The sequence below is a fragment of the Sorangium sp. So ce590 genome (assembly GCF_051521365.1).
Taxonomy (GTDB): Bacteria; Myxococcota_A; Polyangia; order Polyangiales; family Polyangiaceae; genus Sorangium.
Window position 1 is genome coordinate 617,308 of the sequence record NZ_CP150346.1, and the last position, 22,852, is coordinate 640,159.

Consider the following 22,852-nt stretch of genomic DNA (forward strand, 5'->3'; position numbering starts at 1 on the left):
GGAGGCGGCGATGCGCCAGGTTGTCTCGAGCGGAGCTCGGCTGCGGGCCGTGGCCAGGGCGGTCGCCGCCGCGGTCGCGCTTGTCTGCGCGCTCGTCGTCCGGCCTGCCCTCGCCGACTTCACGCCGCCGCAGCTCACGGGGCACGTCGTCGACACCTCGGGGCGGCTCGGCCCGTCCGACCTCCTTTACCTCGACAAGAAGCTCGACCGCATCCGTCGCCAGACCGGGTTCGAGATCGTCGCCTTCGTGGCGGGATCGCTCGAGGGCGAGACGATCGAGGACGTCGCTTACGAGGCCTTCAACACGTGGCAGCTCGGCCAGCGTGGGGCCGACAACGGCGTCCTCCTGGTGATCGCCCCGTCCGAGCGGCGCGTCCGCATCGAGACGGGGAAGGGCGTGGGCGGGGCGCTCACGGATCTCCAGTCGAACGACATCATCCGGCAGACCATCAACCCGCTGCTCCGGCAGGATCGGTTCCGCGACGCCATCGATCGGGGGACGACCGAGATCGCCCGGACGCTCATCGCCGGGACGCCCGAGCAGGAGCGGCGCCCGGCGCCCGGAACCCAGCCGGCGCCCACCCCGGTCTCGCCGATCAAGATCGGCGTCACCCTGGTCGCCATCGTGGCGGCGCTGCTGCTCGCGCTCATCTCACCCGCCTTCCGCTGGTTCCTGTGGTTCGCCCTGCAAGCGCTCCTCTTCCGAGGCGGCAGAGGCGGCGGAGGCGGCGGCGGAGGGTCCGGGTTCGGCGGTGGCGGTGGCGGTCGCTCCGGCGGCGGCGGATCCAGCGACAGCTACTGAGCCGCTGCGCCGCGCCAGCTCGTCCTGTGCTGAACGGAACGGGCCGCTCGGTCGCCGCGACGTCGGCCCGCGGAGCTGTGCTCCACCGGGCGTGACCCGGCGGGCAGGCGTGACATGGCCGTCGCCCCGGCGAGGAACGAAGGCTCGGCGCGCGCGATCTCCAGGCGGCGCCCCGCCGGGGCGAAGCTACGCTCTCTTCATGGCTGCTGCCCTGCGCCCCGTCTTCATCGTCGACGCCGTCCGGACTCCGATCGCCCGCTACGCCGGCGCCCTGGCGACGGTCCGCCCGGACGATCTTGCCGCCCTCGTCCTCGAGGCGCTCGTGCGCCGCCAGCCTTCGCTCGCGCCGCGGCTCGACCAGGTCGTCCTCGGCGCGACGAACCAGGCCGGAGAGGACAACCGCAACGTCGCGCGCATGGCCGCCCTGCTCGCCGGCCTCCCCTACGAGGTCCCGGGCGTCACGGTGAACCGCCTCTGCGGCTCGGGGCTCGAAGCCGTGGCCGACGCCGCGCGCATGATCGCCACCGGCGAGGCCGATTGCGTGATCGCGGGCGGCGTCGAGAGCATGACGCGCGCGCCGTTCACGATGCCCAAGCAGGCCGAGCGCTTCGACCGGAGCGCGCCGACGGTCCACGATACGACCCTCGGCTGGCGCTACCCGAACCCGAGGATGGCCGCGCGGTTCGAGCTCCTGTCGATGGGGGAGACGGCCGAGAACGTGGCCAAGAAGCACGGCGTCAGCCGCGAGGATCAGGATCGGTTCGCGCTGCTGTCCCACGAGCGCGCCACGCTCGCGTGGGAGTCGGGCGGGTTCGCCGCCGAGGTGGTCCCTGTCCCCGTCCCCCAGAAGAAGGGCGCGCCCGTCCTGTTCGAGCGCGACGAGGCCGTGCGCGCCGATGCTTCGCTCGAGGCGCTCTCGAAGCTCAGGCCGGCGTTCCGCGAGGGCGGCACCGTCACGGCGGGCAACGCGTCGCCCCTCAACGATGGCGCCGCCGCGCTCCTGCTCGCCTCGAGCGACGCCGTGCAGTCCGCCGGGGTGACGCCGCTCGCGCGCGTCGTCGCGACCGCGACCGTGGGGGTGGATCCCAACCTCATGGGCGAGGGGCCGATCCCCGCCGTGAAGAAGCTCCTCCAGCGGACCGGGCTGCGCGTGCCCAACGTGGACCTCTTCGAGCTCAACGAGGCGTTCGCGGCGCAGGCGCTCGCGTGCTCGCGCGCGCTGGAGCTCGATCCGGCGCGCGTCAACGTCCGCGGCGGAGCGATCGCGCTCGGACACCCGATCGGCTGCTCGGGGGCGCGCATCGCGTGCACCCTCGTGCATGCGATGCGCGCGCGCGGCGCCAAGGTCGGGGTCGCCTCGCTGTGCATCGGCGTGGGCCAGGGCATCGCGACGCTCTTCGAGCGCGCCTGAGGTGATTTCGCCGCTCGTTCGCGCCGCCAGATGAGATAAGACCGCCGCAGCAGAACGCAGGAGGGGGTCTCGCGGCTCTCCTCCCTCGGCTGACGGCGCCGCCTCGGCGGCAAGGAACAGGAGAAGGCCCGATGGATTTCCCCCCGATCAATGTGCCCGGCACCGGCCAGCTTCACGCTCGACTCAAGACCTCGCTCGGTGACATCACCCTCCGGCTCGAGGAGCAGCGCGCCCCCGAGACCGTCAAGAACTTCGTCGGCCTCGCCACGGGCGCCATCAACTGGATCGATCCGAAGACCGGCCAGGGGATGCAGGGGACGCCCTGTTACGACGGCGTCCGTTTTCACCGCGTCATCTCGGGGTTCATGATCCAGTGCGGCGATCCGCTCTCGCGCTACCCGGACAAGGCGGCGCTCTGGGGCACGGGCGGCCCGGGCTACAAGTTCGCCGACGAGTTCACCCCCGAGCTGCGGCACGACGGCCCCGGCGTGCTCTCCATGGCGAACTCCGGCAAGAACACGAACGGCGCGCAGTGGTTCATCACCGAGGGGTCGACGCCGCACCTCGACAACCGGCACACGGTGTTCGGCAAGGTCGTGAGCGGGTTGGACGTCGTCCATAACATCGCCAACGTGGCGACCACGCGCGATCGGCCGAATCAGGACGTCGTGATCGAGCGCGTCGAGATCTTCCGGCAGTAGCCGCGTCGAGCGCCGCGCGATGCCGTCCAGCGTCGCGCGGCGCGGCCAGCGCCGCCGGCGGACGGCGGATGGAGAAGGGTTGCGGGAGGTCGGAAGGAAGGCGTAAGTCAGGAAGAACGTTCAACTTTCTTCCGAACCGTCCGCCCTCCTGCGCTCTCCGGGGCACACCGGGAGGCGCGCCGCGCTTCGATCGATCAGCCGGCGCAGCAGACGGTGATTTTGTCCTCGCCTTCCTCGACCTCGCCTGTGGGGGCGCCGCCGCGCGGCCGGCAGCTGCCGCTTCCGCTCACCTCGAGCGACACCGAGGCGGCGGGGGGCGGATCGTCGACGCAGGCCCCGTTGAACGACACGGTCTCGACGGGCGTCCGGCAGCCGGACCTCCTGAAGAGCGTCAGCGTCGCTGCGCAGGCCACGCCGCTCGCGTCGCACGTGCATCGCGTGCAGTCGCGGTCGTCGATCACGGAGCTCGCGAACACGTGTCGCTCGCCGAACTCATCAGGGCAGCGCCGCTCCCCCTCGCGCCAGATGCAGACGCCCTGCTCGAACGGCGCGTCGATCTCGCGCGGGGCGCAGGCCTCGGCGGCCGCGCAGCCGCCGAGGTCCGGACCGGGGGCGCACACGACCCCCTCGGTCCCGAAGCGCGGCGGCGGCAAGGTCGCCTCGCCGCCCGACGCGGGGCAGGTCGCCGAGTCCACGTCGGGCGTTTCGGCGCTGTAGCTGCCGGGCTGGAAGTCATCGCCGAGGTTGATGCAGTTCTCGGATCGTACCGGCAGCGTCAAACTCACCCCGTTACACTCGTCGCTCCCGTACACCGTGACCGCCGGTGTCTCGCACGCCACGGTCGGCGCGCCGCACGCGCACGGGCTGCAGGTCGCGGGCGTGTCGAGGACATCACGGCCGCCCACGTCCACCCGCGTGGGGAGGCCCTCGGGGCAGGCGACGTCCGCGGCCGCGGGGCCCTGGTACAGGATGCCGGGCCCTCGCCAGTCCTCGGGCACGGCGACGCACGCGAACCCGCCGCAGTCGTCGTCGGCGCAGTCGACCGCGCCGTCACCGTCGTCGTCGTCGCCGTTCAGGCAGTGCTCGGCCCCGCTTCCGCCGCTGCTCGCGGTGCTCGTGGTCGTCACCTGGCCGCCTCCATCACCGCCGGCCCCGCCGGAGCCGCTCCCGGACGTCTCCGGAAAGAGCTCGGGCTCGAACTGATCGAAGTCCAGGGTGCAGGCGCTCGCCGCGAGGAGAGCGACGAGCGCGGTGACGCTTTGGAGGGCAGAGCGGCGCAACACGACCTCCGGGATGGCGAGCTTCGCCTCGGTGAATGCAGCGATGGCGACGGTATCACGAACCGCCTGCCGTCATGGCGAGCTCCTCGGTCGGCGAGGCGCCATGCCGTCCGAGGCCTTCGTGCTGCGGCGCTCCTTGCTGCACCGCGCCCGCGCGCCGCGTCACCCAGGCGGGAGCGCCGGAGGCTCGTCCGACCAGAGCGAGGTGAGCGTCTCGAGCTCCTGCGCGAGCTCCTGCGTCGCCTTGCGAGCGAGCCGCGCCCGCTCCGCGTCGAGCGCCTCGACGATGGCCGCGCGCTCGTCGGACGACAGCTCCTCCGCCTTCCTCATCTGTGCGAGCGCCTCATCGACGTCGTGCAGCTGGCCGAGGCGGCGCTGCAGCCGTGACGCGGATTTGGCGATGCGCTCGGCGCGCTCTCCGAGGAGCGGCGAGAACGTCTCCGCGGAGTAGCGCAGCCGCTTGAAGCGGATCCGGAGCGCGTGCATGGCCGCGCCGTCGCTCGGATGGCTCGCGGCGAGCGCGCGCACGTCCTCCAGGGCATCGCCGATCGCCAGCCGCGCGAGCGCCTCGGCGCCGCGCTTCTTCGCCTTCTTGCGCGAGATGCGCCGCTCGAGGCGCGCGAGGTGCCGCTCCAGCCGCAGCCTCCCGCCCTTCGTGGGCGCGTCGGCCCGCGTGGCGCCCACCGGCGCGTCGGCCCGCGTCTCACCGGTGCCGCCCGCCGGCGCCTCGGCCCGCGGCGCGCCCTCGTCGCCCGGGTGGTCGCGCCGGAGCAGCTCGACGATGTGGGCCCTCGCCTCGTGCTCGCGGGGCGAGCGCTGCGCGACCCAGGCGGCGACGGCCGCCCGCGCCGCCTCGCCCAGATCGAGCGCGGTGAGCGTCTCGCGCAGCACCTCCTCGTCGCGCAGCGTCCCGGTCGCCCGCGCGAACTCCCGGAGCCCATCGGCGGCGGGGCGGATCCGCTTTCTGCCGTAGATGCGGCGCGCCGGCTTGAGCAGCGTCCGGAGCCGGCGCAGCGAGACCCGGAAATCGTGCACCGCCTCCGCGTCCGGCTCGGCGTCCTCGCCCTGCGCGCTCGTGGCGACGACGCGCCGCGCATCGGCGCGGACGTTCTCGATGTGGGAGAGCAGCACCGGCCCCAGGAAATCCCGCGCGGAGAGCTTCGCCCGGCCGCCGCCTTTCCCGCCGCCGTCCGCCTTCGGGGCGCCCCCCTCGAGCGGCGTCACAGCCGCGTGAGCGCCACCGTCACCAGCGGTCGCCTCCCGAGCTTCGCCTCGATCGTCCGGCGCGCCGCGAGCCGGGCGACCTCGATGATGTCGTTGTCCCGGCGCCGCGCGCGCGGCTCGCAGTCGTTCACCGCCTGCGCGACCGCGCGCGCCGCGGCCCGCAGCGCGCTGCCCTCGAGCTCCCCGATGACCCCGCGGGCGAGGACCTGCGGCGGCGCCGCGAGGGCGCCGTGCACGTCGACGACCAGCGACACGAAGGCCACCCCGGCGCGACCGAGGTTCGCGCGCTCCCGGAGGACCTCCTCGCCGAGCTCCTGGCCTCCCGCCGTCGCCACGCGGCCGGTGACGGCCCGGCCGCTCCGGCCGAGCGGCTGTGTCTTGCCGATCTCGACGACGTGGCCGTTCTCAGCGACGAGCACCTCGGCCACGCCGCGCTCCCGCGCGAGCGCCGCGTGCCGGGTCAGGTGGTGCAGCGCGCCGTGCACGGGGAGGAAGCTGCGCGGCTGGGTGAGGTCGATCATGCGCGCCTGCTCTGTCCGATGCGCGTGACCGCTCGCGTGCACGCGCCGGTCCGTCGACCACGTCACGAGCTCGACGCCGAGGCGGAGCAGACCGGCCATCATGTCGACGACCGGACGGTCGTTGCCAGGGATGACGCGGCTCGAGAGCACGACCCTGTCCCCCTCTTCGAGGCGCAGCAGCGGGTGCGTCCCCGACGCAAACCGCATCAGCGCGGAGGACCGCTCGGCCTGGGTGCCGCTCGCGACCACGAGGAGCCGCTCGCGCGGCATGGAGGAGGCGACCTCGGGCGGGACGAGCAGGTCGCTCGGCCACGGGAGTCGCCCCACCGCCTGCGCGGCCCGCACGTGCGTCTGCACGCTGCGGCCGAGGAGGCAGATCTTGCGGCGCGCGCGGACCGCGGCCTGGCCGAGGGCGAGCAGGCGCTGGACGTTGGAGGCGAAGACGCCGACCACGACGCGCGCCGGCGCGGTCTCGACGAGCTCCGCGAGCGCGTGGGCGACGTCGCGCTCGCTCCCCGCCTCGCCGGGCGAGTCCACGTTGGTGCTGTCGGACAGGAGCAGCCGGATCCCGGCGTCGCCGAGCGCGCGGAAGCGGGCCTCATCGGTCGGCTCGTTGTCGAGCGGCGTCGGATCGAGCTTGAAGTCCCCGGTGTGGACGACGAGCCCCGCGGTCGTTTGGATCGCGAGCGCCGTGGCGTCGACGATCGAGTGCGTCACGCGGAGCGGCTCCACGACGAAGCCGCCGATGGCGACCTCGCGCCCGACCTGCGTCGGCAGCAGCCGCACCTTGTCCTCGAGCGCGTGCTCCGCGAGCCGGTAGCGCACGAGCTCCAGCGCGTGCGGCGGGCCCCAGACGGGGACGTCGAGGTGCCGCAGGAGGAAGGGTAGCCCGCCGATGTGGTCCTCGTGGCCGTGCGTCAGCACGACGCCGCGCACCCGGTCGCGCAGCGCGAGCACGTGGTCGAAGCGCGGGTGGTACACGTCGACGCCGAGGTCCGAGCTCGGGAACGTCACCCCGCAGTCGATGAGCAGCACGCCATCGGCCTGCTCGAGCGCGAGGCAGTTCATCCCGACCTCGCCGAGCCCTCCGAGAGGCACGAGCCGCAGGGTGGACGGGGCTGGCGGGAGGAGCTGGCTCGGGGCGGGGGCGCTCTGCTCGGGATGCACGTTCGGTGAGGGGGTCTGCCACCCAGGGCGCCGGGGGCCCACGGCCCGCGGCTTGCTGAGCTGGTCTGTAAGAGAGAGGACGGCTTCTCCAAGACCTAGCCGAGATCGGCTCGCCGTCCCCTTCGAAACTTGGAGCGACAGTGTAGCCACAGGGTGGCCCCTTGCGTCACGCTCTCTCTTTCCAGCGCCGACGCGAAGCCTGGCGGCGCGGCGTCGCCCCGCTCGGACCGGTTCCTGCGCACCTTGTCTTCTTCGCCGCCTGACCGCCGCCCGAGGGCGGACGCCGAGCCCCCTTTTCCCCTGAACGTTCCGAGGAGCCACCGGTGATCGCTGCCCTGTTCGTCAATCTCCTCCGCCTGCTGCTGCTCCCGGTCAGCGCGCTTCGCTGGGCGTTTGCTGCACCGCGGGGCGGGTATGTCGTCCTCGAAATCGACGGCCGCGTGGTCGATCTGCAGCCTCCCCGGGTCCGTCTCGGCCTCTGGTGGCGTCCCGGGAAGAGGGCTCCGCTCTCGGTGGAGCGCGTCCGGGAGCTCGGCAAGCACCTGAGGAAGGACCCGCGCCCGGCGGGGCTGCTGCTCCGGATGCGGTCGGTCCATGCGGGGCCTGCGGTGCTCGCCTCGCTGCGGGACGCGCTCCTCGAGATCCGGGCAGGGGGCAAGGACGTCGTGGCGTACCTGCCGAGGGGCGCCGACACAGCGATGCTCCTGCTCGCCTCGGCCGCGCGCGCCGTCGTCGTGGGGCCCGAGACGCTTGTGTCGCCGCTCGGGTTCGCGGTGGAGGGCCGCTACGTGCGTCGCGCGCTGGAGCAGGTCGGCGTCGAGCCCGAGGTGTTCGCGAAGGGCATGTACAAGAACGCCGGCGAGGTGCTCGTGCGCGACACGATGAGCACGGAGCAGCGCGAGCAGGTCGGCGCCCTGCTCGACGCGCGCCTCGGCGACCTGATCGCGGCGCTCGCCCAGGGGCGCCGCGTCGACCGCGAGACGGCCGCGCGGTGGATCGACGAGGCCCCCTACGGCGCGGAGCAGGCCGTGGCGCACGGCATCATCGACGCGGTCGCGTACGAGGACGAGCTCGAGCACATGCTCGCGTCGGGGCTGCTCCCGGGCACGACCGCGCCGCGCCGCGCCGAGGCCTCCGCCGGAGGCTCGGCGGGCGCGGGAGCTCTTGCGGCGGGTCGGGACGCGCGGGTCCGCCTCGTGGCGGCGGGCCGTTACCTGAGCGCGCGGCGCGGGCTGTCGCTGCGGCCGATGCTGCCGCGCCCCATCCTCGGCGTCGTCGAGGTGCACGGCGCGATCGTCAGCCGCGCCCGCTTCCGGGGGGCCTCGCTGGCCAGCGAGGAGCGGCTCGTCGCGAGCCTGCGCGCGGCGCGGCAGAACCCGCGCATCCGGGGGGTCATCCTCCACATCGACTCGCCGGGCGGCTCCGCGCTCGCGTCCGACCGGATCCACCACGAGGTCACGCGGCTCGCCGAGGTGAAGCCGGTCGTGGCGTGCATGTCGAACGTGGCGGCGAGCGGCGGCTACTACGTGGCGGCGGCCGCGCACGCGATCATCGCGCAGCCGCAGACGATCACGGGGAGCATCGGCGTGGTCTCGGCGCGCTTCGCGCTCGGTCCGCTGCTCGAGCGCCTCGGCGTCTCGACCGACGTCGTGAAGCGCGGCGCGCGGGCCGACCTGTTCTCCCCGTCGCGCAGGCTCGACGCGGGGGAGCGGGCGGTGGTGGAGCGCGAGCTCGACGCGATCTACGCGACGTTCCTCCGCGTGGTCGCGCGCGGCCGGAGGCGTCCGGTCGAGGAGATCGAGCCGCTCGCGCAGGGGCGCGTCTACAGCGGCGCCGAGGCGCAGGCGCGCGGGCTCGTCGACATGCTCGGCGGGTTCGAGCGGGCGCTCCACGAGCTGCGTCAGATGATCGGGCCGAAGGCGGCCGCCATCGAGCCGGTGATCGTGCGCGCGTCGCGGTACATCCCGCCTCCGCCGCTGCTGCCGGCGCCGGTGCCGACGCTGCTCGAGCTCGTCGGGCTGCGCGGGGTCGCGGAGGAGGTGGCGCTCGCGATCCACTGCGAGGGGGAGAGGGTGCTCGCGTATTGCGCGGAGGCGACGGAGCTCGGCTAGGACGCGGCGGCCGGGCGGGGTGAAGGTGTGTGGGGGGCGCGCGCTGAGGCCCCGCACGCACCCACACCTCGCTCGGCTCCTTTCGGGGGACAGGACGGTGTGGAACCCATTCCTGGATGGGGAGGATTTCGTCGGGGAGAAGCTGTGCGCAATCTGTGCGCCCGGTGGGTAGCACCTGTTCAGAACTGCTCAGGGATCGCTACGAATCCCGCGACGAACGGGCAGACCCCATATGTGGGCCCTGTTCGGCCGGAGATCCCAAGATGTAGCGGTTCTCCTTGACGCACGGGCCCTTCGCGGGTTTGACTAGCTCGCGGTCAGGCGCTCCCGAATGTCGGCGCACGCCTTTCAGGCATCGCACCTGGACCTATGCTCACTGGCCGGAACACGGAACGTTTGAGCAGGTAGCAGGGGAGAAGCGACGGGACCTGTGGAGATCCGAGGCGATGAGGCCTCGGCGTTCTCCCGGGAACTATTTGTGCTTTTGGTAGGACCCGAGTGACCGCCCGGTGCGGTGGCTCACAGGAGGACTTGGAAATGGCCCAGTCGGCAGTTGTGGGTGACGGCGGTAAGCTTCCCGTCGGGAACGGCAAGATGACGGCGCGGACGAAGGAAGATGCAGGGGCCCGTCCGGTGACCGGGGGGGTTGCCAAGGCGCAGACCGACGGCGCGGCCGCGAAGAAGGCCGCGAAGAAGGGGGCCTCGCGGCCGCGCGGGCTCGGGTTCGACCGGCGGTTCACGCACCGCGGCGCGGACCCGCTCGACGAGGTCACCTGGGAGCGCCGCTCGAGCATCATCACCAACCCGGACGGCTCGGTCGTCTTCAAGATGGAAGGGGCCGAGATCCCCGCCGGCTGGTCGCAGCTCGCGACCGATATCGTCGTCTCCAAGTACTTCCGCAAGGCTGGGATCCAGGGCAAGAAGGAGCTCGGCGAGACGAGCGTCCGCCAGGTCGTCCACCGGCTCGCGCGCACCATCCGCGAGGCGGGCGAGCGCTTCGGCGGCTACTTCGCCTCCACGAAGGACGCGGACTCCTTCGAGGCAGAGCTCTCGTACCTGCTCGTCCACCAGTACGGCGCGTTCAACTCGCCCGTGTGGTTCAACTGCGGGCTCTTCCACCGCTATGGCATCGAGGGCTCGGGCGGCAACTACGCCTGGAACGAGGCCTCGGCCGACGCGGGGAACGGGGGCGCCGTGGCGAAGTCGGGCGCATCCACGAGCCGAACGAGCACGGCGGGAGCGGTCGACGAGATCATCGAGACCCGGAACGCCTACGAGCGGCCGCAGTGCTCGGCGTGCTTCATCCAGGCGATCCAGGACGACCTGATGAGCATCTACGACCTCGTGAAGAGCGAGGCCCGCCTGTTCAAGTACGGGTCGGGGACGGGGACGAACTTCAGCGCGATCCGCGGGAAGCAGGAGAAGCTCTCGGGCGGCGGGACGAGCTCGGGGCTCATGAGCTTCCTCGAGGTGTTCGACCGCGCCGCCGGCGCGACAAAGAGCGGCGGCACGACGCGGCGCGCCGCCAAGATGGTCTGCCTCGACATGGACCACCCGGAGATCGTCGACTTCATCCAGTGGAAGGTCCGCGAGGAGAAGAAGGCGATGGCGCTCATCGCCTCGGGGTACCCCTCCGACTTCAACGGCGAGGCGTACCACACCGTGAGCGGGCAGAACTCGAACAACTCCGTGCGCGTGAGCGACGAGTTCATGCGCGCGGCGGCGACGGCCGCGTCGTGGGAGACGCGCTCCCGGACGACCGGCGAGGTCGTCGACACGCTGAGCGCGAAGGATCTCTGGCGCCAGATCGCCGAGGCGGCGTGGGGCTGCGCCGATCCGGGCGTGCAGTACGACACGACCATCAACCGCTGGCACACCTGCCCGAACACGGCGCGCATCAACGCCTCGAACCCGTGCTCCGAGTACATGTTCCTCGACGACTCGGCCTGCAACCTGGCGAGCCTGAACCTCACCAAGTTCCTCGGCGAGGACGGCTCGTTCGACATCGAGGGCTACCGCCACGCGGTGCGGGTGTTCTTCGTCGCGCAGGAGATCCTTGTCGACTTCTCGGCGTACCCGACCCGGGGCATCGCGAAGAACTCGCACGACTACCGCCCGCTCGGGCTCGGCTACGCCAACCTGGGCACCCTGCTCATGCTGCAGGGCATCCCGTACGACTCCGACCAGGGCCGCTCGGTGGCGGGCGCGCTCACCGCGATCCTGTGCGGCCACGCTTACCGGGTCTCGGCCGAGGTGGCCGCCGCAAAGGGGCCGTTCGCCGGGTTCGCGAGGAACCGCGAGCCGATGCTCCGGGTGATGGGCATGCACCGCGACGCCGCCTACGCGCTCGACCGCGACCGCTGCCCGGAGTCGCTCTGGCGGGCGGCGTGCGCCGACTGGGACGAGGCGGTCCGGATCGGGCAGGAGCACGGCTACCGCAACGCCCAGGCGACGGTGCTCGCCCCGACCGGCACCATCGGCCTGCTGATGGACTGCGACACGACGGGCATCGAGCCCGACTTCGCGCTCGTGAAGTTCAAGAAGCTCGCCGGCGGCGGCTACTTCAAGATCGTGAACCAGTCCGTCCCCGAGGCGCTCCGGCGGCTCGGCTACCCCGAGGCCGAGGTGCAGGAGATCGTCGCCTTCGTCTCCGGCACGAACACCCTCCTGGCGGCGCCGCACGTGAACCGGGCGTCGCTCAAGGCCAAGGGGCTCAACAACGACGACCTCGCGAAGATCGAGGCCGCCATCCCCGGCGTCTTCGATCTGGAGCTCGCCTTCGGCCCCTGGATCCTCGGCGAGGAGACCTACGACCGGCTCGGCGTCTCCAAGGAGTCGCGGGCGCGCTTCAGCTTCTCGCTGCTCCAGCACCTCGGCTTCTCGCCCGCGGAGATCGAGGAGGCGAACGAGACGATCATCGGCCGCATGACGGTGGAGGGGGCGCCGCACCTGCGCGAGGAGCACTACGCGGTGTTCGACTGCGCCAACCGCTGCGGCAAGAAGGGCCGGCGCTACCTCGCGCCGATGTCGCACGTCCGGATGATGGCCGCGGCGCAGCCGTTCCTGTCGGGCGCCATCTCGAAGACCGTGAACCTGCCGAACGACGCGACGGTCGAGGACGTGCAGCGGATCTACGAGGAGGGGTGGCGCCTCGGGCTCAAGGCGGTCGCGCTCTACCGCGACGGCTGCAAGGCGTCCCAGCCGCTCTCGTCCACGAGCGACAGCAAGTCGACGGAGACCAAGGGCAAGGCGGACAAGGCCGAGATCGCCGGCCCCGTGCTCCAGGCGGCGACCGCGCTGGCCAGCCAGGCGCGCCCGCGCTCGCCCTCGGCGGCGGCGCCCGAGCGGTTCCGCCTGCCGAGGAAGCGCAAGGGCTTCACGCAGGAGGCGCGCGTCGGCGGGCACAAGATCTACCTCCGCACCGGCGAGTACGACGACGGGACGCTCGGCGAGATCTTCATCGACCTGCACAAGGAGGGGGCCGCGTTCCGCTCGATGATGAACTGCTTCGCGATGGCGGTGTCGATCGGGCTCCAGTACGGCGTGCCGATCGAGACCTTCGTCGAGCAGTACACCTTCACTCGCTTCGAGCCGCAGGGCGTGGTCGAGGGGCACGACTACGTGAAGTTCTCGACCTCGATCGTGGACTACCTCTTCCGCGTGCTCGGGGTCGAGTACCTGAACCGCTACGATCTGGCCCACGTGCAGCCGGTCACCTCGGCCATGGAGGACCCGGTCGAGTCGCGGGCGCAGGAGAGCGGCGTGGCGTCGTTCTCGCAGACCTCCCCGGCGTCGGCGCTGCTCGAGGGCGGGGGACGGGCGTCGAGCGCGCTCGACGCGCAGCTCGAGGACATGATGGGCGACGCGCCGGTCTGCGACGGCTGCGGGCACATCACCGTGCGCAACGGGGCCTGCTACAAGTGCCTCAACTGCGGCAACAGCATGGGTTGCAGCTGAGGGGCGACGGGCGGGGGTTGTGGGGATGAGGGAGGGGCCGGCGGGGGGCCCCTCCCACGAACTCGCGCCTGTTGGCGGCCAGTGCCGCTAGTGCCTCGTGAACGGGAAGGCCGGGACTGGAAGGCCCCGCTGCGCCAGAGCGGCGTCAGGCGAAGTGATCGTACCCCCGCGCCGCGAGGCTCGTGAGCTGCCCGTCCGGTCCGACCAGCGCCACGTCGCTCGTGCCCTCCTCGCGCGGCGCGCAGCGGCCGATCGTCACGAAGCCGGGGAGCGCGCCGACGTCGGGCCCTGCGACCGCGATCGCGTAGTCCTCGCCCCCGTACAGCGCGAGCTCCAGCGCATCAGCGCCGAGCAGCGCGGCGGCCTCGCGGAGATCCGAGCCGACGAGCGCCCCGGGATCGAGCAGCACGCGCACGCCGCTCGCGCGCGCGAGGTGCGCCAGATCCGCGGCGAGACCGTCGGAGATGTCGATCGCCGCGCGGGCGCTCGCGGCCGCGCGGCGGCCCGCGTCGATGCGCGCCGCCGGCCGGCGAAATGCCCGGATCGCCAGCGCGGCCGCCGCGCCGGACGGCGCGATGCCCCGGTCGAGCAGCGCAAACCCCGCTGCGGCCAGGCCGACCGGCCCCGCCAGCGCGAGCGTGTCGCCGGGGCGCGCGCCGTCGCGCCGGAGCGGCGCGGCCGCGACGCCGAGCGCCGTCGTGGTGATCGAGATCTCGCCGCCCCGGGAGAGGTTCCCGCCGATGACCGCCGTGCCGATCTCGTCGCACGCGGCGCGCTGGCCCGCGGCGAGAGCGCCGAGCTCGTCGTCGCTCACGTCCGGAGGCAGCACCAGCGCGGCGAGCAGGCCGACCGGGCGCGCCCCCATCGCGGCGAGATCGCTCGCCGCCGCCATCGTCGCCCGGTAGCCGAGTTCCTCGAAGCTCAGGAGATCGCGCCGGAAATGCACGCCCTCGACGGCGCTGTCGACCGTCCAGACGAGCGGCTCCGCGGCGCCCGGGAGCGCCCCGCCCTGCGGTGCCGCGGGCGCGAGGATCGCGGCGTCGTCGCCGATGCCGCAGAGCACGTGCTCGCCGGCCGCACCGCCGAGCACGGCGCGCAGCAGCTCGATGCGCTTCCACTCGGAGCGCCCGCTCATGGAAACCCGCTCATTGAAAGATGGGCGGCACGACGCTGTTCTTCGCCGGCGAGCCCGCGACCGTGGGCAGCTTGACCACGAACACGGTGCCGCGCGGCTCGTTCGGCTCGATGCGGACCGTGCCGCTGTGCGCCTCGACCAGGCGCTTGACGATCGAGAGGCCGAGGCCCGTGCCGCCGTGCTCCCGGGTCGAGCTCTGATCGATCTGGTAGAACGGGTCGAACACCTTCAACCGCTCGCCAGGAGGAATGCCGATGCCCGTGTCCACGACGCGGATCTCGACCGCCTGCTGGAGCGGCGCGACGAGCACCAGCCCGGGGAGGTCGTCCGTGTCCTCGCTCACGGCGCGGGCGACGAGCTGCACCTCGCCCCCGGCCTCGGTGAATTTCACCGCGTTCTCGACGAGGTTGATGAACACCTGCCGCAGCCGATCGCTGTCCCCGAGCACCGGCGGGAGATCGCTCTCGGCGCGGATCCGGAGCTCGACGCCCTTCTTCGAGGCGGCCGGCGTCATCGTCGACGCCGCCTCGATGAGCACCGGGCCGACCGCCACCTCGGTGCGGTGCACGATCAGCGTACCGCTCTCCAGCTTCGAGAGATCCAGGAGGCTCATGATGAGCCCGAGCAGCTGCTCGCTCTTCGACCGGATCGTATCGATGAACTCGCGCTGCTCACCGGTCAGGGGCCCGCCGATGCCCTCGGCGAGCATCTCGCTGTAACCCATGATCGACGTGAGCGGGGTCCGGAGCTCGTGCGACACCGTGGCGAGGAAGTTCGACTTGAGCCGGTCGAGCTCCTTCAGCCGCTCGTAGGCCTGCTCCAGCTCGGCGTTCTTCTGCGAGAGCTCACGGAAGCTCTCGCGGATCGACGCGACGTGCATCGTCGACGTGAGGAGCGATTTGTGCCCGCTGAACAGGATGAGATCGAGGACGGCGCGGAGGTGATCCGCGATCTCGCCGAGCCGCTCCGGCCGGAGCCGCGGCAGCCCCTCCGCGGCGCGCGCGAGCTGGGTCTGCGCCGCCGCCGTGAGCTCGGCAGCGGGAGGCTCATCGACGCCCTCGGGCAGGTACGGGCCGAGGATCGACCGGCCGATCGCGCGCCCGTCGTACTCGATCGGGAACACCTGGTAGAGCGCGCCGGCGAAGCGGGGATCCGTGTGCTCGCCGACGGCCGCCGCGCCGCGCCGCTGCGCCCGATCCGCCCGCGCCGCGCCGGTCCGCGCGGTCTCCGGCTCGTCTCCGGCCGGGCCGGCCGGCGTCGCGAGCGTCGCGAGCGCGCCGGACTCCGCGAGCGCGCCGGACTCCGCGAGCGTCGCGCCGTTGATCGACTGGATCCCGATCGGCAGCCCGAACAGCTTGTGGAACGAGGCCGCCATCTCGCCGAGGGCCTGGCGATCCACGAGATCCTCGAGCGAGAGCGGGCCGATGCCGACCAGATCGACGACCGGCGCAGCCGCAGGGGGCGGCAGCGTCGAGGGCTCGGGCGCGCTGCTCGGCGCTCCGTCGCGCTTCGAGGAGCTGGGCGCGTCCGCGACGCGGGCCGACGGTACCGGCGCGGAGCTCGGCGCATGGAGGAGATCCTCGTCGTCGAGGCCGAAATCAGCCGGCGTCCCCTTGTGGGCGTCGGGCCTCATGGAACGATCCGGGAGCTCTTCTCGAGGCTGCCGCCCATGCGCCTCGCCAGGAGCTCGCTCACCGAGCTCGTCACCCCGAGCTGGCGCACCGCGCTGTTGAGGAGCTCCTCGCCGCTGATCGACAGCCGCTTCGAGAGCTGGTGCGTCTGATCGAGCGTCTCCCACGTGAGGTGGAGCAGGCCCATGAACGTCTCCACCGTGCCCATGCCGCGGGTCGCGATGGCCCTGTACACCGGCTCCTTGCCCCGCGCGGCGAGGCGCGCCAGCTCCTCGTCGCTCCGGATGTCGGGGAGGTCGCGCTTGTTGAACTGGATGACGAGCGGCATCCGCGCGAGATCGAGGCCGTTCTCCCGCAGGTTCTGGCGGAGGTCGAAGAACGCGTCGGCGTTGCGCTGCGTCTCCGTGAGCTGGGAGTCGGCGATCAGCGCGACCCCATCTGCGCCCTGGAGCACGAGCCGCCGCGTGGCGGCGTGCATCGGTTGACCGGGCACGGTGAACAGCTTGATGCGGAGCGAGACGTCGCCGTCCTTCGCGCGGAAGGTGAGCGGCAGGAGATCGAAGAACAGCGTGCGATCGTCCTGTGTTTCGAGCGTCATCAACCGTCCGCGGGCGTCCGACCCGGCGAGCCCGTGCAGCGAGACGAGGTTCGTCGTCTTGCCGCTGAGCGCCGGGCCGTAATAGACGAGCTTGATCGTCACTTCACGGGCTGCGAAGTCGAGCTGCACAGCCGCATTCTCGCATGAGCAGCGGACGATTGGATATGGCCACGGCGCCCGGCCGAGGATGCCGGGCCGGGCAGCGCCTCCTCCCTTGTCAGGAGGCGTGCGCCCCGCTCAGGCCGAGCCGCCGGGCGCGTTGGGCACGCTGGGCACGGGGGGAGGGATCAGCTTGCTCTCGCCGTTCTCGATGGTCCAGAGCGCGCTCCGCAGCCCCTCCAGGCGCCCCGTCAGGGTCTGGAGCGCCTCGGCCTGGGCGTCGCACGCCTTGAGCTGGCTCTCGCTGCTCGGCTCGGAGCGGACCCGCTCCTCGCGGGCCGCCTGGAGCACCTCGATGACCTCCCGGTGCAGCTCCTGGCCTGCCGTGACCACCCACGCGTCGAGCCGGCTCGCGAACTCCTGGATCATCTCGTCGAGCTTGGGCCCGATCCGGGTGGCGGCCTCGCGCAGGGCGATCGGCGCCATCTCCTTCGCCTTCTTGCGGGTCTCGGCCTCGACCTTGTCCTTTACGTACACGGCCAGGACCGGCGCCGCGAGCGCCAGGATCCCGCCGAGCAGGGCGTTCGTGAACATCACGCCGAGGCCGATCGTGAAGAGCGCGAAGACGCCGACGTCGTAGCCGAACGTGTCGACCTCGACGTTCGGCGTCTTCACGTCGCCCCCGAGCGCCTCGCTGACCCGCTTGGCCACGTCGTGCGCGTCCTCTCGGACGAGCGCGATCGTCTTCTCGGCGAGCGCCTCGAGCGCCGTGGCGATCTCCTTCGTCTCGGCCTGCGCCCACTCGGCCAAGGTGCGCTCCAGGAACGCGCCGAGGTAGACCTTGATCTCGTCGGTCTGGGCCTCGTCGATGATCGCCGGCAGCTGCCGGAGCACGTCGTCGACGAAGCGATCCAGATCGCGGCGCACCCACGCCCGGATGGCGCTCACCTCCTCGCGGATGCCGGCGCGCCGCTCCTCGATGGTGCGCGACTGGCCGGCCAGATCCTTCTCGATCATCTCGATGCGACGGCTGAGCTCTTCGCGCGACATCGCGGCCGCCCGCCGCCGCGCGTCGACGCCCTTGCCGAGCAGGCGCGAGGACTCGAGGCCCTCGCCGAGCGCGTTGTCGAGGAGGATGCGCCCGCGCTCCTCGGCGAGGAACCGCGTCAGGTGATCGAGCAGCTCCGGCATCCCGCTGCCGGCCCGATCCGCCTCCAGCGCCCGCTCGCTCGAGATCGGGAAGACCACCGGCGTCTTCACGAGCTTCCCGAGCTCGCTCCGGATGTAGGCGAGCGCCTCGACCTCCTCGTCCTGGCTCCAGATGTCGCGCTTCGTCACGACGAAGAGGATCTTGTCGCGGGACTGCCCGAGCAGCTTGTCCTGGAGGAAGACGCGCTCGCTCTCCTTGAGCGGCTGGCCGGCGTCGATGAGGAACAGCACGGCGTCCGACCGCGGGATGTAGCTGTAGGTGATGTCCGCCCGCTGGAGCGAGAGATCGTTCACCCCGGGGGTGTCGACGAGGACCACGCGCTCGCGCAGGAGCTCGGCCGGGTACCCTACCTCGAGGAATTTGACCTCGCCGGCGCTCGACGAGCGCTCTCCGCCGACGGTGAAGGCCCGCACGTCCTCGAAGGGCAGGCCCACGCGCTCGCCCGACGCGTAGACCACCTCGGCGCGCGGCTCGGCCGCGTACTCGAGGTGGTGGATCACCGCCGTCGTGGGCGTCACGCCGACGGGCAGGATCGAGGCGCCGAGCAGGGCGTTCACGAAGGTCGTCTTGCCGTGGTTGAACTCGCCGACCACGACGAGGTGGAACCGATCGGCCTCGAGCTTCTTCACGAGATCGTTCGCGATGCGCGTCGCGACGCTCTTGGCGCCGAGGGCCTCGGCGAACTCCACGAGCTCCCGGAGCGCCCCGGTCACGTCGTCTTTGCGGCTGTGGAAGGATTCGAGCATGTGCGTTGGACCTCGGCCTTGGGTCGGGAGCCAGGAGGAGAGAGCCCCTCAGCCCCAGATCTTGATGACTTCGTGCACCTTCTCGTCGACCTCCTCCATGGAGAGGCCGCCCGCGCCGAGCCCGGCGTGGCGCTGGTAGAGCTCGCTCTCGGCGAAGGCCCGGAGCGCCAGGACGCGCTTCGGCAGCCACGGGTGGTTGGCCGTGAACTCGGCGAACCTGCCGATGCCGCCCTTGCCCTCCTCGTGCTGGGCGATGAACGCCTCGAGGTTCAGCTCCTCGTAGAGCTTGGTCGAGCCGAGCGCGAGCTTGGTGAGCGCGCGCGTCGAGACGTCGAGGCTCTTCGCGCAGAGCAGCCCGGCGCGGTCGCAGGTGACCTCGGCCCGGCGCGACCAGCCGGAGAGCGCGATCATCGCCGGGCCGACGATCCACTTCACGAAGACCGACGCCATCCGCGTCAGGTAGTGCATCGCGGTCAGGTAGACGACGTGGCTGTTGTGGATGTGGCCGCACTCGTGGCCGATGACGCTGAGCAGCTCGTCGTCGGTGAAATGGTCGACGAGCGCCGAGTGCACCATGATGAACGAGTCGTCGTTCGTGCCGTAGGTGGCGGCATTGAGGTAGGGGCTGTTGACGATGTAGAGCGTCGGGGTCGCGATCCCGAGCGTGTCGGCGCAGCGGAGCGCGAGGTTGTGGACGCGCGGGAACTGCGTGGGGCCGACCTTCACGGCGTGGCCGAGGAGCTCGTTCTTGCCGACCGTCTTGAACAGCCTGACCGCGGCGGTCACGGCGAGCTCGACCGGACGCATCTTCTCGAAGGCGAGCCGCGTGTTCTTATCGGACACATAGGCATACGCGTTTCCAGCGCCGTCCCCGCCACCCGCGCGCTGGCCCTTCCGTCTCTCGATGAAGCCCTTGAAATCGAGCGTTCCGACCTGTGCCATCCGGCGAAGGTAATGGCCAGGCCGCGGACGCGCAACGCCGCCCTCGCCCGGCGTCGTGAACTTAACGCAAAATCACGGGGCGACCTTCGCGCACACCCCGCGTCGGACGCGAGCTGGCGCAAATCAGGCGAGAGCAGACGTGAGCTGACGCGATCAGACGCGATCAACGCGAAGCAGCGCGAGCAGCCCCTCCGGGCCGAGGCGCTCGAGCGTCCGCTGCCGCGCGAGGAAGCGCCGGAAGTCCTTGTAGACACCGCTGCCCTTCGGGCGGAGCTCGAAGTCGGTGATCCGCGTGATGGAGAACCTCAGCGCGGCGACCAGGCTCTCGTGGAAGATCCGGCCACGCTCCTCGGTTGAAAGCGGCCGCACCGACGTGTAACCGGCGGCGAGCGCGGCCGCGAGCTCCGGGTCGAGGTCGTCGCCGAAGCACCACGCCAGCATCGTGACGGCGAGATCGAAGACGGCGCTCCCGCGCGAGGCGCTCTCGAAATCGAGCAGCGCCGAGATCTCGCCGTCCTGCCAGAGCACGTTGTCGCGGAAGAGATCGCCGTGGATCAGCGTCTCGGGTCCGGACGTCCGCGGCGCCGCGGCGCGCATCCGCTGGAGCCGGCCGGTGAGCTCGTCCACGGCGGCGGCCACCTCGGGCGGGAGGGTCGAGGCGGGAGGGCCGGCGGCCTGCGCGGCGCTCGCGGCGGATCCGGGCGCACGGAGGCCCTGGAGCCGCTGGTCGAGGCTGTCGAGGTCGAACCGGCTCGCGTTCGCCCCCTCGAACGACGCGCCGACGAGGTGCACGCGCGCCAGGGCCGCGCCGACGCGACGGGTCGCTTCGGGCGTGACGCGCGCCTGGCAGAGCGACTCGCCCGCGACCCACGGGAACAGCGCGACCGGCTTGCCGGCGTGCTCTGCGATGAACGCGGCGCCCTCCGACCCGGACGTCGCATCCCGGCGCCGGAGCGGCTGCGGCGTGGCGACGCCGCCGGCCGCGAGGTGCTCCAGCATGAGCGCCTCGCGCGAGGCCGCATGGAGTTGCTGCTCCTCGTAGACCCGCAGGAACGCTTGCCCGCGGCCGTCGGCGAGCGTCAGCGCGAAGTTCGAGTTCACGCTCCCGGCGAGGAGGCCGCGCACGTCGGCGATCTCCAGGCCGTAGAGCGCGCCGATGCGGCGGGCATCTGCGAGCGAGAGGGGGGTCAGGATGGCCATCGTGGGCACGGTTGCCACGGCTCGCGCGCGGCCTCCACAGGAACCTGGAGGAGCACGCCGAGCGAGAGACGCGACGAGGCGGGAAACGGGAGGGGGCCGAGGGGCCGACAGCGGCGAGCGACAGGAAAATGCGCGCCCCGCGTGAAGATCCGCGGTGGCCCAGGTCGCGGACCGGTTCCTCGTGCGTTATGAATTGAGCGGGAGCGACATCCCCTTCGACTATCGAATGCCCACCATCTACGGAAACACCACCGGACTCAGCCCTCTCGCCACCAAGACCCTAGAGCGCATCTACCGCCGCAAGGTGCCGCTCGCGAGCCTCGCCACGCCCGAGCTCATCAAGGCGCTCGCCGAAGCGTCGCACGAGGCGGGGCGCCAGGTCGGCGCCCTGGTCCACCGCTCGGGCGAGGTCGACTACGTCGTCGTCGGCGACGCGACCCGGCTGATGCTGCCCGACATCGGGCGCCTCCGCGCCGCGCAGGGGCGCTTCAGGGCGCTCCGGCTCGTCCATACGCACCTCTTCAACGAGCCGCTCACGCGGGACGACCTTGTCGACCTCGTCCGCCTCCGGCTCGACCTGGTCGCGGCCGTGCAGCTCACCCCGCAGGGCGAGCCGAAGACCATCCAGTACGCGTACAACGTGCCGGTCCGCGGGAAGGAAGCGATCACGGTGACCGTGGACGACGCCGACGGCGACGGCCGCGGGAAGGCGGAGCTTCCGTACCGGACCGTGGGCCCCGTCGCGATCGGCCGCGTCGACGTCGATTTCGGCGCGCTCATCCAGGCGCTCGAGGACGAGTTCGCGAAGCGCTCGCGCACGAGGTCGATCGCGGCCAAGGACGGCCGGGCGATCCTCGTGCACGTCGCCGAGAAAGCCAAGACGGGCGCGCTCGCGCGGGCCGAGGAGAGCCTGCGCGAGCTGACCGAGCTCGCCGGCACCGCCGGCGTCGACGTCGCGGACAGGGTGCTTCAGCTGCGCGACCGCATCGATCCGCGGCTCGTGCTCGGCAAGGGGAAGCTCGACGAGGTCGTGCTGCGCGCCTCGGAGCTCGACGCGGAGACGCTGGTCTTCGACCGGGATCTCACCCCCTCGCAGGCCTCGGCGATCGCGAAGCACACGGATCTCAAGGTGCTCGACCGGACGCAGCTCATCCTCGACATCTTCGCCCAGCGCGCAGAGTCGTCGGACGGCAAGCTCCAGGTCGAGCTGGCCCAGCTGAAGTACACGCTCCCGCGCCTTGGGCAGAAGGACGACTCCCTGTCCCGCCTGACCGGCGGCATCGGCGGGCGCGGTCCCGGCGAGACGAAGCTCGAGATCGGGCGCCGCCGCGCGAAGGAGCGCGTCAGCTTCCTGGAGGCGCAGCTGAAGCGGCTCTCCCGGCAGCGCGAGCAGCGCCGCCGCCGGCGCGCCCGGCTCGGCGTGCCGGTGGTCTCGATCGTGGGCTACACGAACGCCGGCAAGAGCACGCTGCTGAACACGCTGACCGGCGCCGATGTATTCGCCGAGAACAAGCTGTTTGCGACGCTCGACACCCGCTCGAGGCGGCTGCGCTTCCCCGAGGAGCGCGAGGTGGTGATCACCGACACGGTCGGCTTCATCCGGGAGCTCCCGAAGGACCTGTTCGCCGCCTTCCGGGCGACGTTCGAGGAAGCCGCCGACGCCGACCTCCTGCTCCACGTCGTGGACGCGAGCGATCCCGCGCGCGATCAGCACATCGAGACGACCGAGGCGCTGCTGACCGAGCTCGATCTCATCGGCATCCCCCGCATCCTGGTGTTCAACAAGGTGGACCTGATCGCCCCGGAGGAGGGGCGGCGGCTGCTCCTCGGGCATCGAGACGCGGTGCTCCTGTCCGCCACGGACAGGGAGACGACGCGGGAGCTGCTCATGAAGCTCGCGGCTCGGCTCAAGAGCCGCTGGGACGAGGCCGCGATGGTGCCTGCCTACGAGGCCGAGGCCGAAGGCGTCGAGCTGGAGGACGGCGGCCTGTTCGAGGGAGAAGCCGAGTCGATGACGGTGCTCGGTCCGCCATCGGGCGCCGGGGAGATCCGCGCGCGTGTGAGAGGGACGTTCGAGGCGTGAGCTCCGCCGGGCTCCTCGAGGAGCCCGGCGGGAG

The 22,852-nt window shown here is 71.9% G+C and carries 15 protein-coding genes; 6 read left to right on the forward strand and 9 right to left on the reverse strand.

All coding sequences use genetic code 11. From position 1 onward, the window contains the following. The first annotated feature begins 10 nt into the window (after nt 1–10). The 3 genes from WMF28_RS02360 (at nt 11) to WMF28_RS02370 (ending at nt 2,914) form a co-directional block, all read left to right on the forward strand. Nucleotides 11–802 carry a TPM domain-containing protein gene (locus WMF28_RS02360; RefSeq protein ID WP_437600396.1) on the forward strand — a complete coding sequence of 264 codons (792 nt, stop codon included), beginning with the start codon at nt 11–13 and terminating at the stop codon, nt 800–802. A gap of 199 nt (nt 803–1,001) precedes the next feature. Further along, entirely contained in the window at nt 1,002–2,213 is a 1,212-nt protein-coding gene (locus tag WMF28_RS02365) for a thiolase family protein (RefSeq protein WP_437600397.1), read from the forward strand. A gap of 131 nt (nt 2,214–2,344) precedes the next feature. Next, nucleotides 2,345–2,914: a peptidylprolyl isomerase gene (locus tag WMF28_RS02370; protein WP_437600398.1), complete on the forward strand. Its 570-nt coding sequence runs from the start codon at nt 2,345–2,347 to the stop codon at nt 2,912–2,914. A gap of 194 nt (nt 2,915–3,108) precedes the next feature. Here the strand turns inward: WMF28_RS02370 and WMF28_RS02375 are convergent, their stop codons facing one another. From WMF28_RS02375 to WMF28_RS02385, 3 genes are all read right to left on the reverse strand, one after another. Beyond that, nucleotides 3,109–4,194 carry a hypothetical protein gene (locus WMF28_RS02375; protein ID WP_437600399.1) on the reverse strand — a complete coding sequence of 362 codons (1,086 nt, stop codon included), beginning with the start codon at nt 4,192–4,194 and terminating at the stop codon, nt 3,109–3,111. 162 nt (nt 4,195–4,356) lie between these two features. Beyond that, a complete protein-coding gene (locus WMF28_RS02380) occupies nt 4,357–5,418 on the reverse strand; it encodes a CHAD domain-containing protein (RefSeq protein WP_437600401.1) in 1,062 nt (353 codons plus the stop codon). Further along, a complete protein-coding gene (locus WMF28_RS02385) occupies nt 5,415–7,106 on the reverse strand; it encodes a ribonuclease J (RefSeq protein ID WP_437600402.1) in 1,692 nt (563 codons plus the stop codon). Before WMF28_RS02385 ends, WMF28_RS02380 begins: the two co-directional genes overlap by 4 nt. 323 nt (nt 7,107–7,429) lie before the next feature. Here WMF28_RS02385 and sppA point away from each other — a divergent pair, with 323 nt between their 5' ends. Beyond that, nucleotides 7,430–9,217 carry a signal peptide peptidase SppA gene (gene sppA, locus WMF28_RS02390; RefSeq protein WP_437600404.1) on the forward strand — a complete coding sequence of 596 codons (1,788 nt, stop codon included), beginning with the start codon at nt 7,430–7,432 and terminating at the stop codon, nt 9,215–9,217. Between the two features lie 537 nt (nt 9,218–9,754). After that, complete coding sequence (locus tag WMF28_RS02395) at nt 9,755–13,174, forward strand: vitamin B12-dependent ribonucleotide reductase (protein WP_437600406.1); 3,420 nt, start codon at nt 9,755–9,757, stop codon at nt 13,172–13,174. A gap of 145 nt (nt 13,175–13,319) precedes the next feature. On the opposite strand, the gene thiL is transcribed toward WMF28_RS02395, so the two are convergent. From thiL to WMF28_RS02425, 6 genes are all read right to left on the reverse strand, one after another. Then, complete coding sequence (thiL, locus tag WMF28_RS02400) at nt 13,320–14,309, reverse strand: thiamine-phosphate kinase (RefSeq protein ID WP_437600407.1); 990 nt, start codon at nt 14,307–14,309, stop codon at nt 13,320–13,322. A 10-nt stretch (nt 14,310–14,319) separates the two neighbouring features. Then, the gene (locus WMF28_RS02405) at nt 14,320–15,942 is read right to left on the reverse strand and encodes an ATP-binding protein (protein ID WP_437600408.1); all 1,623 of its coding nucleotides are present in this window, start codon (nt 15,940–15,942) and stop codon (nt 14,320–14,322) included. Further along, nucleotides 15,939–16,667 (reverse strand): GTP-binding protein, encoded by a 729-nt coding sequence (locus tag WMF28_RS02410; RefSeq protein ID WP_437486028.1) that lies wholly within the window; start codon nt 16,665–16,667, stop codon nt 15,939–15,941. The genes WMF28_RS02405 and WMF28_RS02410 overlap by 4 nt, the downstream gene beginning before the upstream one ends. Before the next feature lie 108 nt (nt 16,668–16,775). Continuing rightward, nucleotides 16,776–18,593 carry a dynamin family protein gene (locus WMF28_RS02415; RefSeq protein ID WP_437600409.1) on the reverse strand — a complete coding sequence of 606 codons (1,818 nt, stop codon included), beginning with the start codon at nt 18,591–18,593 and terminating at the stop codon, nt 16,776–16,778. A gap of 48 nt (nt 18,594–18,641) precedes the next feature. Next, nucleotides 18,642–19,535 carry a M48 family metallopeptidase gene (locus WMF28_RS02420; protein ID WP_437577928.1) on the reverse strand — a complete coding sequence of 298 codons (894 nt, stop codon included), beginning with the start codon at nt 19,533–19,535 and terminating at the stop codon, nt 18,642–18,644. Nucleotides 19,536–19,688: 153 nt separating this feature from the next. Beyond that, nucleotides 19,689–20,735 carry a homoserine kinase gene (locus WMF28_RS02425; protein WP_437600410.1) on the reverse strand — a complete coding sequence of 349 codons (1,047 nt, stop codon included), beginning with the start codon at nt 20,733–20,735 and terminating at the stop codon, nt 19,689–19,691. Nucleotides 20,736–20,961: 226 nt separating this feature from the next. On the opposite strand from WMF28_RS02425, the gene hflX reads away from it, so the two are divergent. Continuing rightward, nucleotides 20,962–22,818, forward strand: coding sequence for a GTPase HflX (hflX, locus tag WMF28_RS02430; RefSeq protein ID WP_437604202.1), 1,857 nt, complete (start codon nt 20,962–20,964; stop codon nt 22,816–22,818). Nucleotides 22,819–22,852: the final 34 nt, after the last annotated feature.

Coding starts and splice junctions, on each gene's coding strand:
- WMF28_RS02360 (WP_437600396.1), top strand. CDS start 11: ATGCGCCAGGTTGTCTCGAGCGGAGCTCGGCTGCGGGCCGTGGCCAGG.
- WMF28_RS02365 (WP_437600397.1), top strand. CDS start 1,002: ATGGCTGCTGCCCTGCGCCCCGTCTTCATCGTCGACGCCGTCCGGACT.
- WMF28_RS02370 (WP_437600398.1), top strand. CDS start 2,345: ATGGATTTCCCCCCGATCAATGTGCCCGGCACCGGCCAGCTTCACGCT.
- WMF28_RS02395 (WP_437600406.1), top strand. CDS start 9,755: ATGGCCCAGTCGGCAGTTGTGGGTGACGGCGGTAAGCTTCCCGTCGGG.
- thiL (WP_437600407.1), bottom strand. CDS start 14,309: ATGAGCGGGCGCTCCGAGTGGAAGCGCATCGAGCTGCTGCGCGCCGTG.
- WMF28_RS02405 (WP_437600408.1), bottom strand. CDS start 15,942: ATGAGGCCCGACGCCCACAAGGGGACGCCGGCTGATTTCGGCCTCGAC.
- WMF28_RS02415 (WP_437600409.1), bottom strand. CDS start 18,593: ATGCTCGAATCCTTCCACAGCCGCAAAGACGACGTGACCGGGGCGCTC.
- WMF28_RS02420 (WP_437577928.1), bottom strand. CDS start 19,535: ATGGCACAGGTCGGAACGCTCGATTTCAAGGGCTTCATCGAGAGACGG.
- WMF28_RS02425 (WP_437600410.1), bottom strand. CDS start 20,735: ATGGCCATCCTGACCCCCCTCTCGCTCGCAGATGCCCGCCGCATCGGC.
- hflX (WP_437604202.1), top strand. CDS start 20,962: ATGCCCACCATCTACGGAAACACCACCGGACTCAGCCCTCTCGCCACC.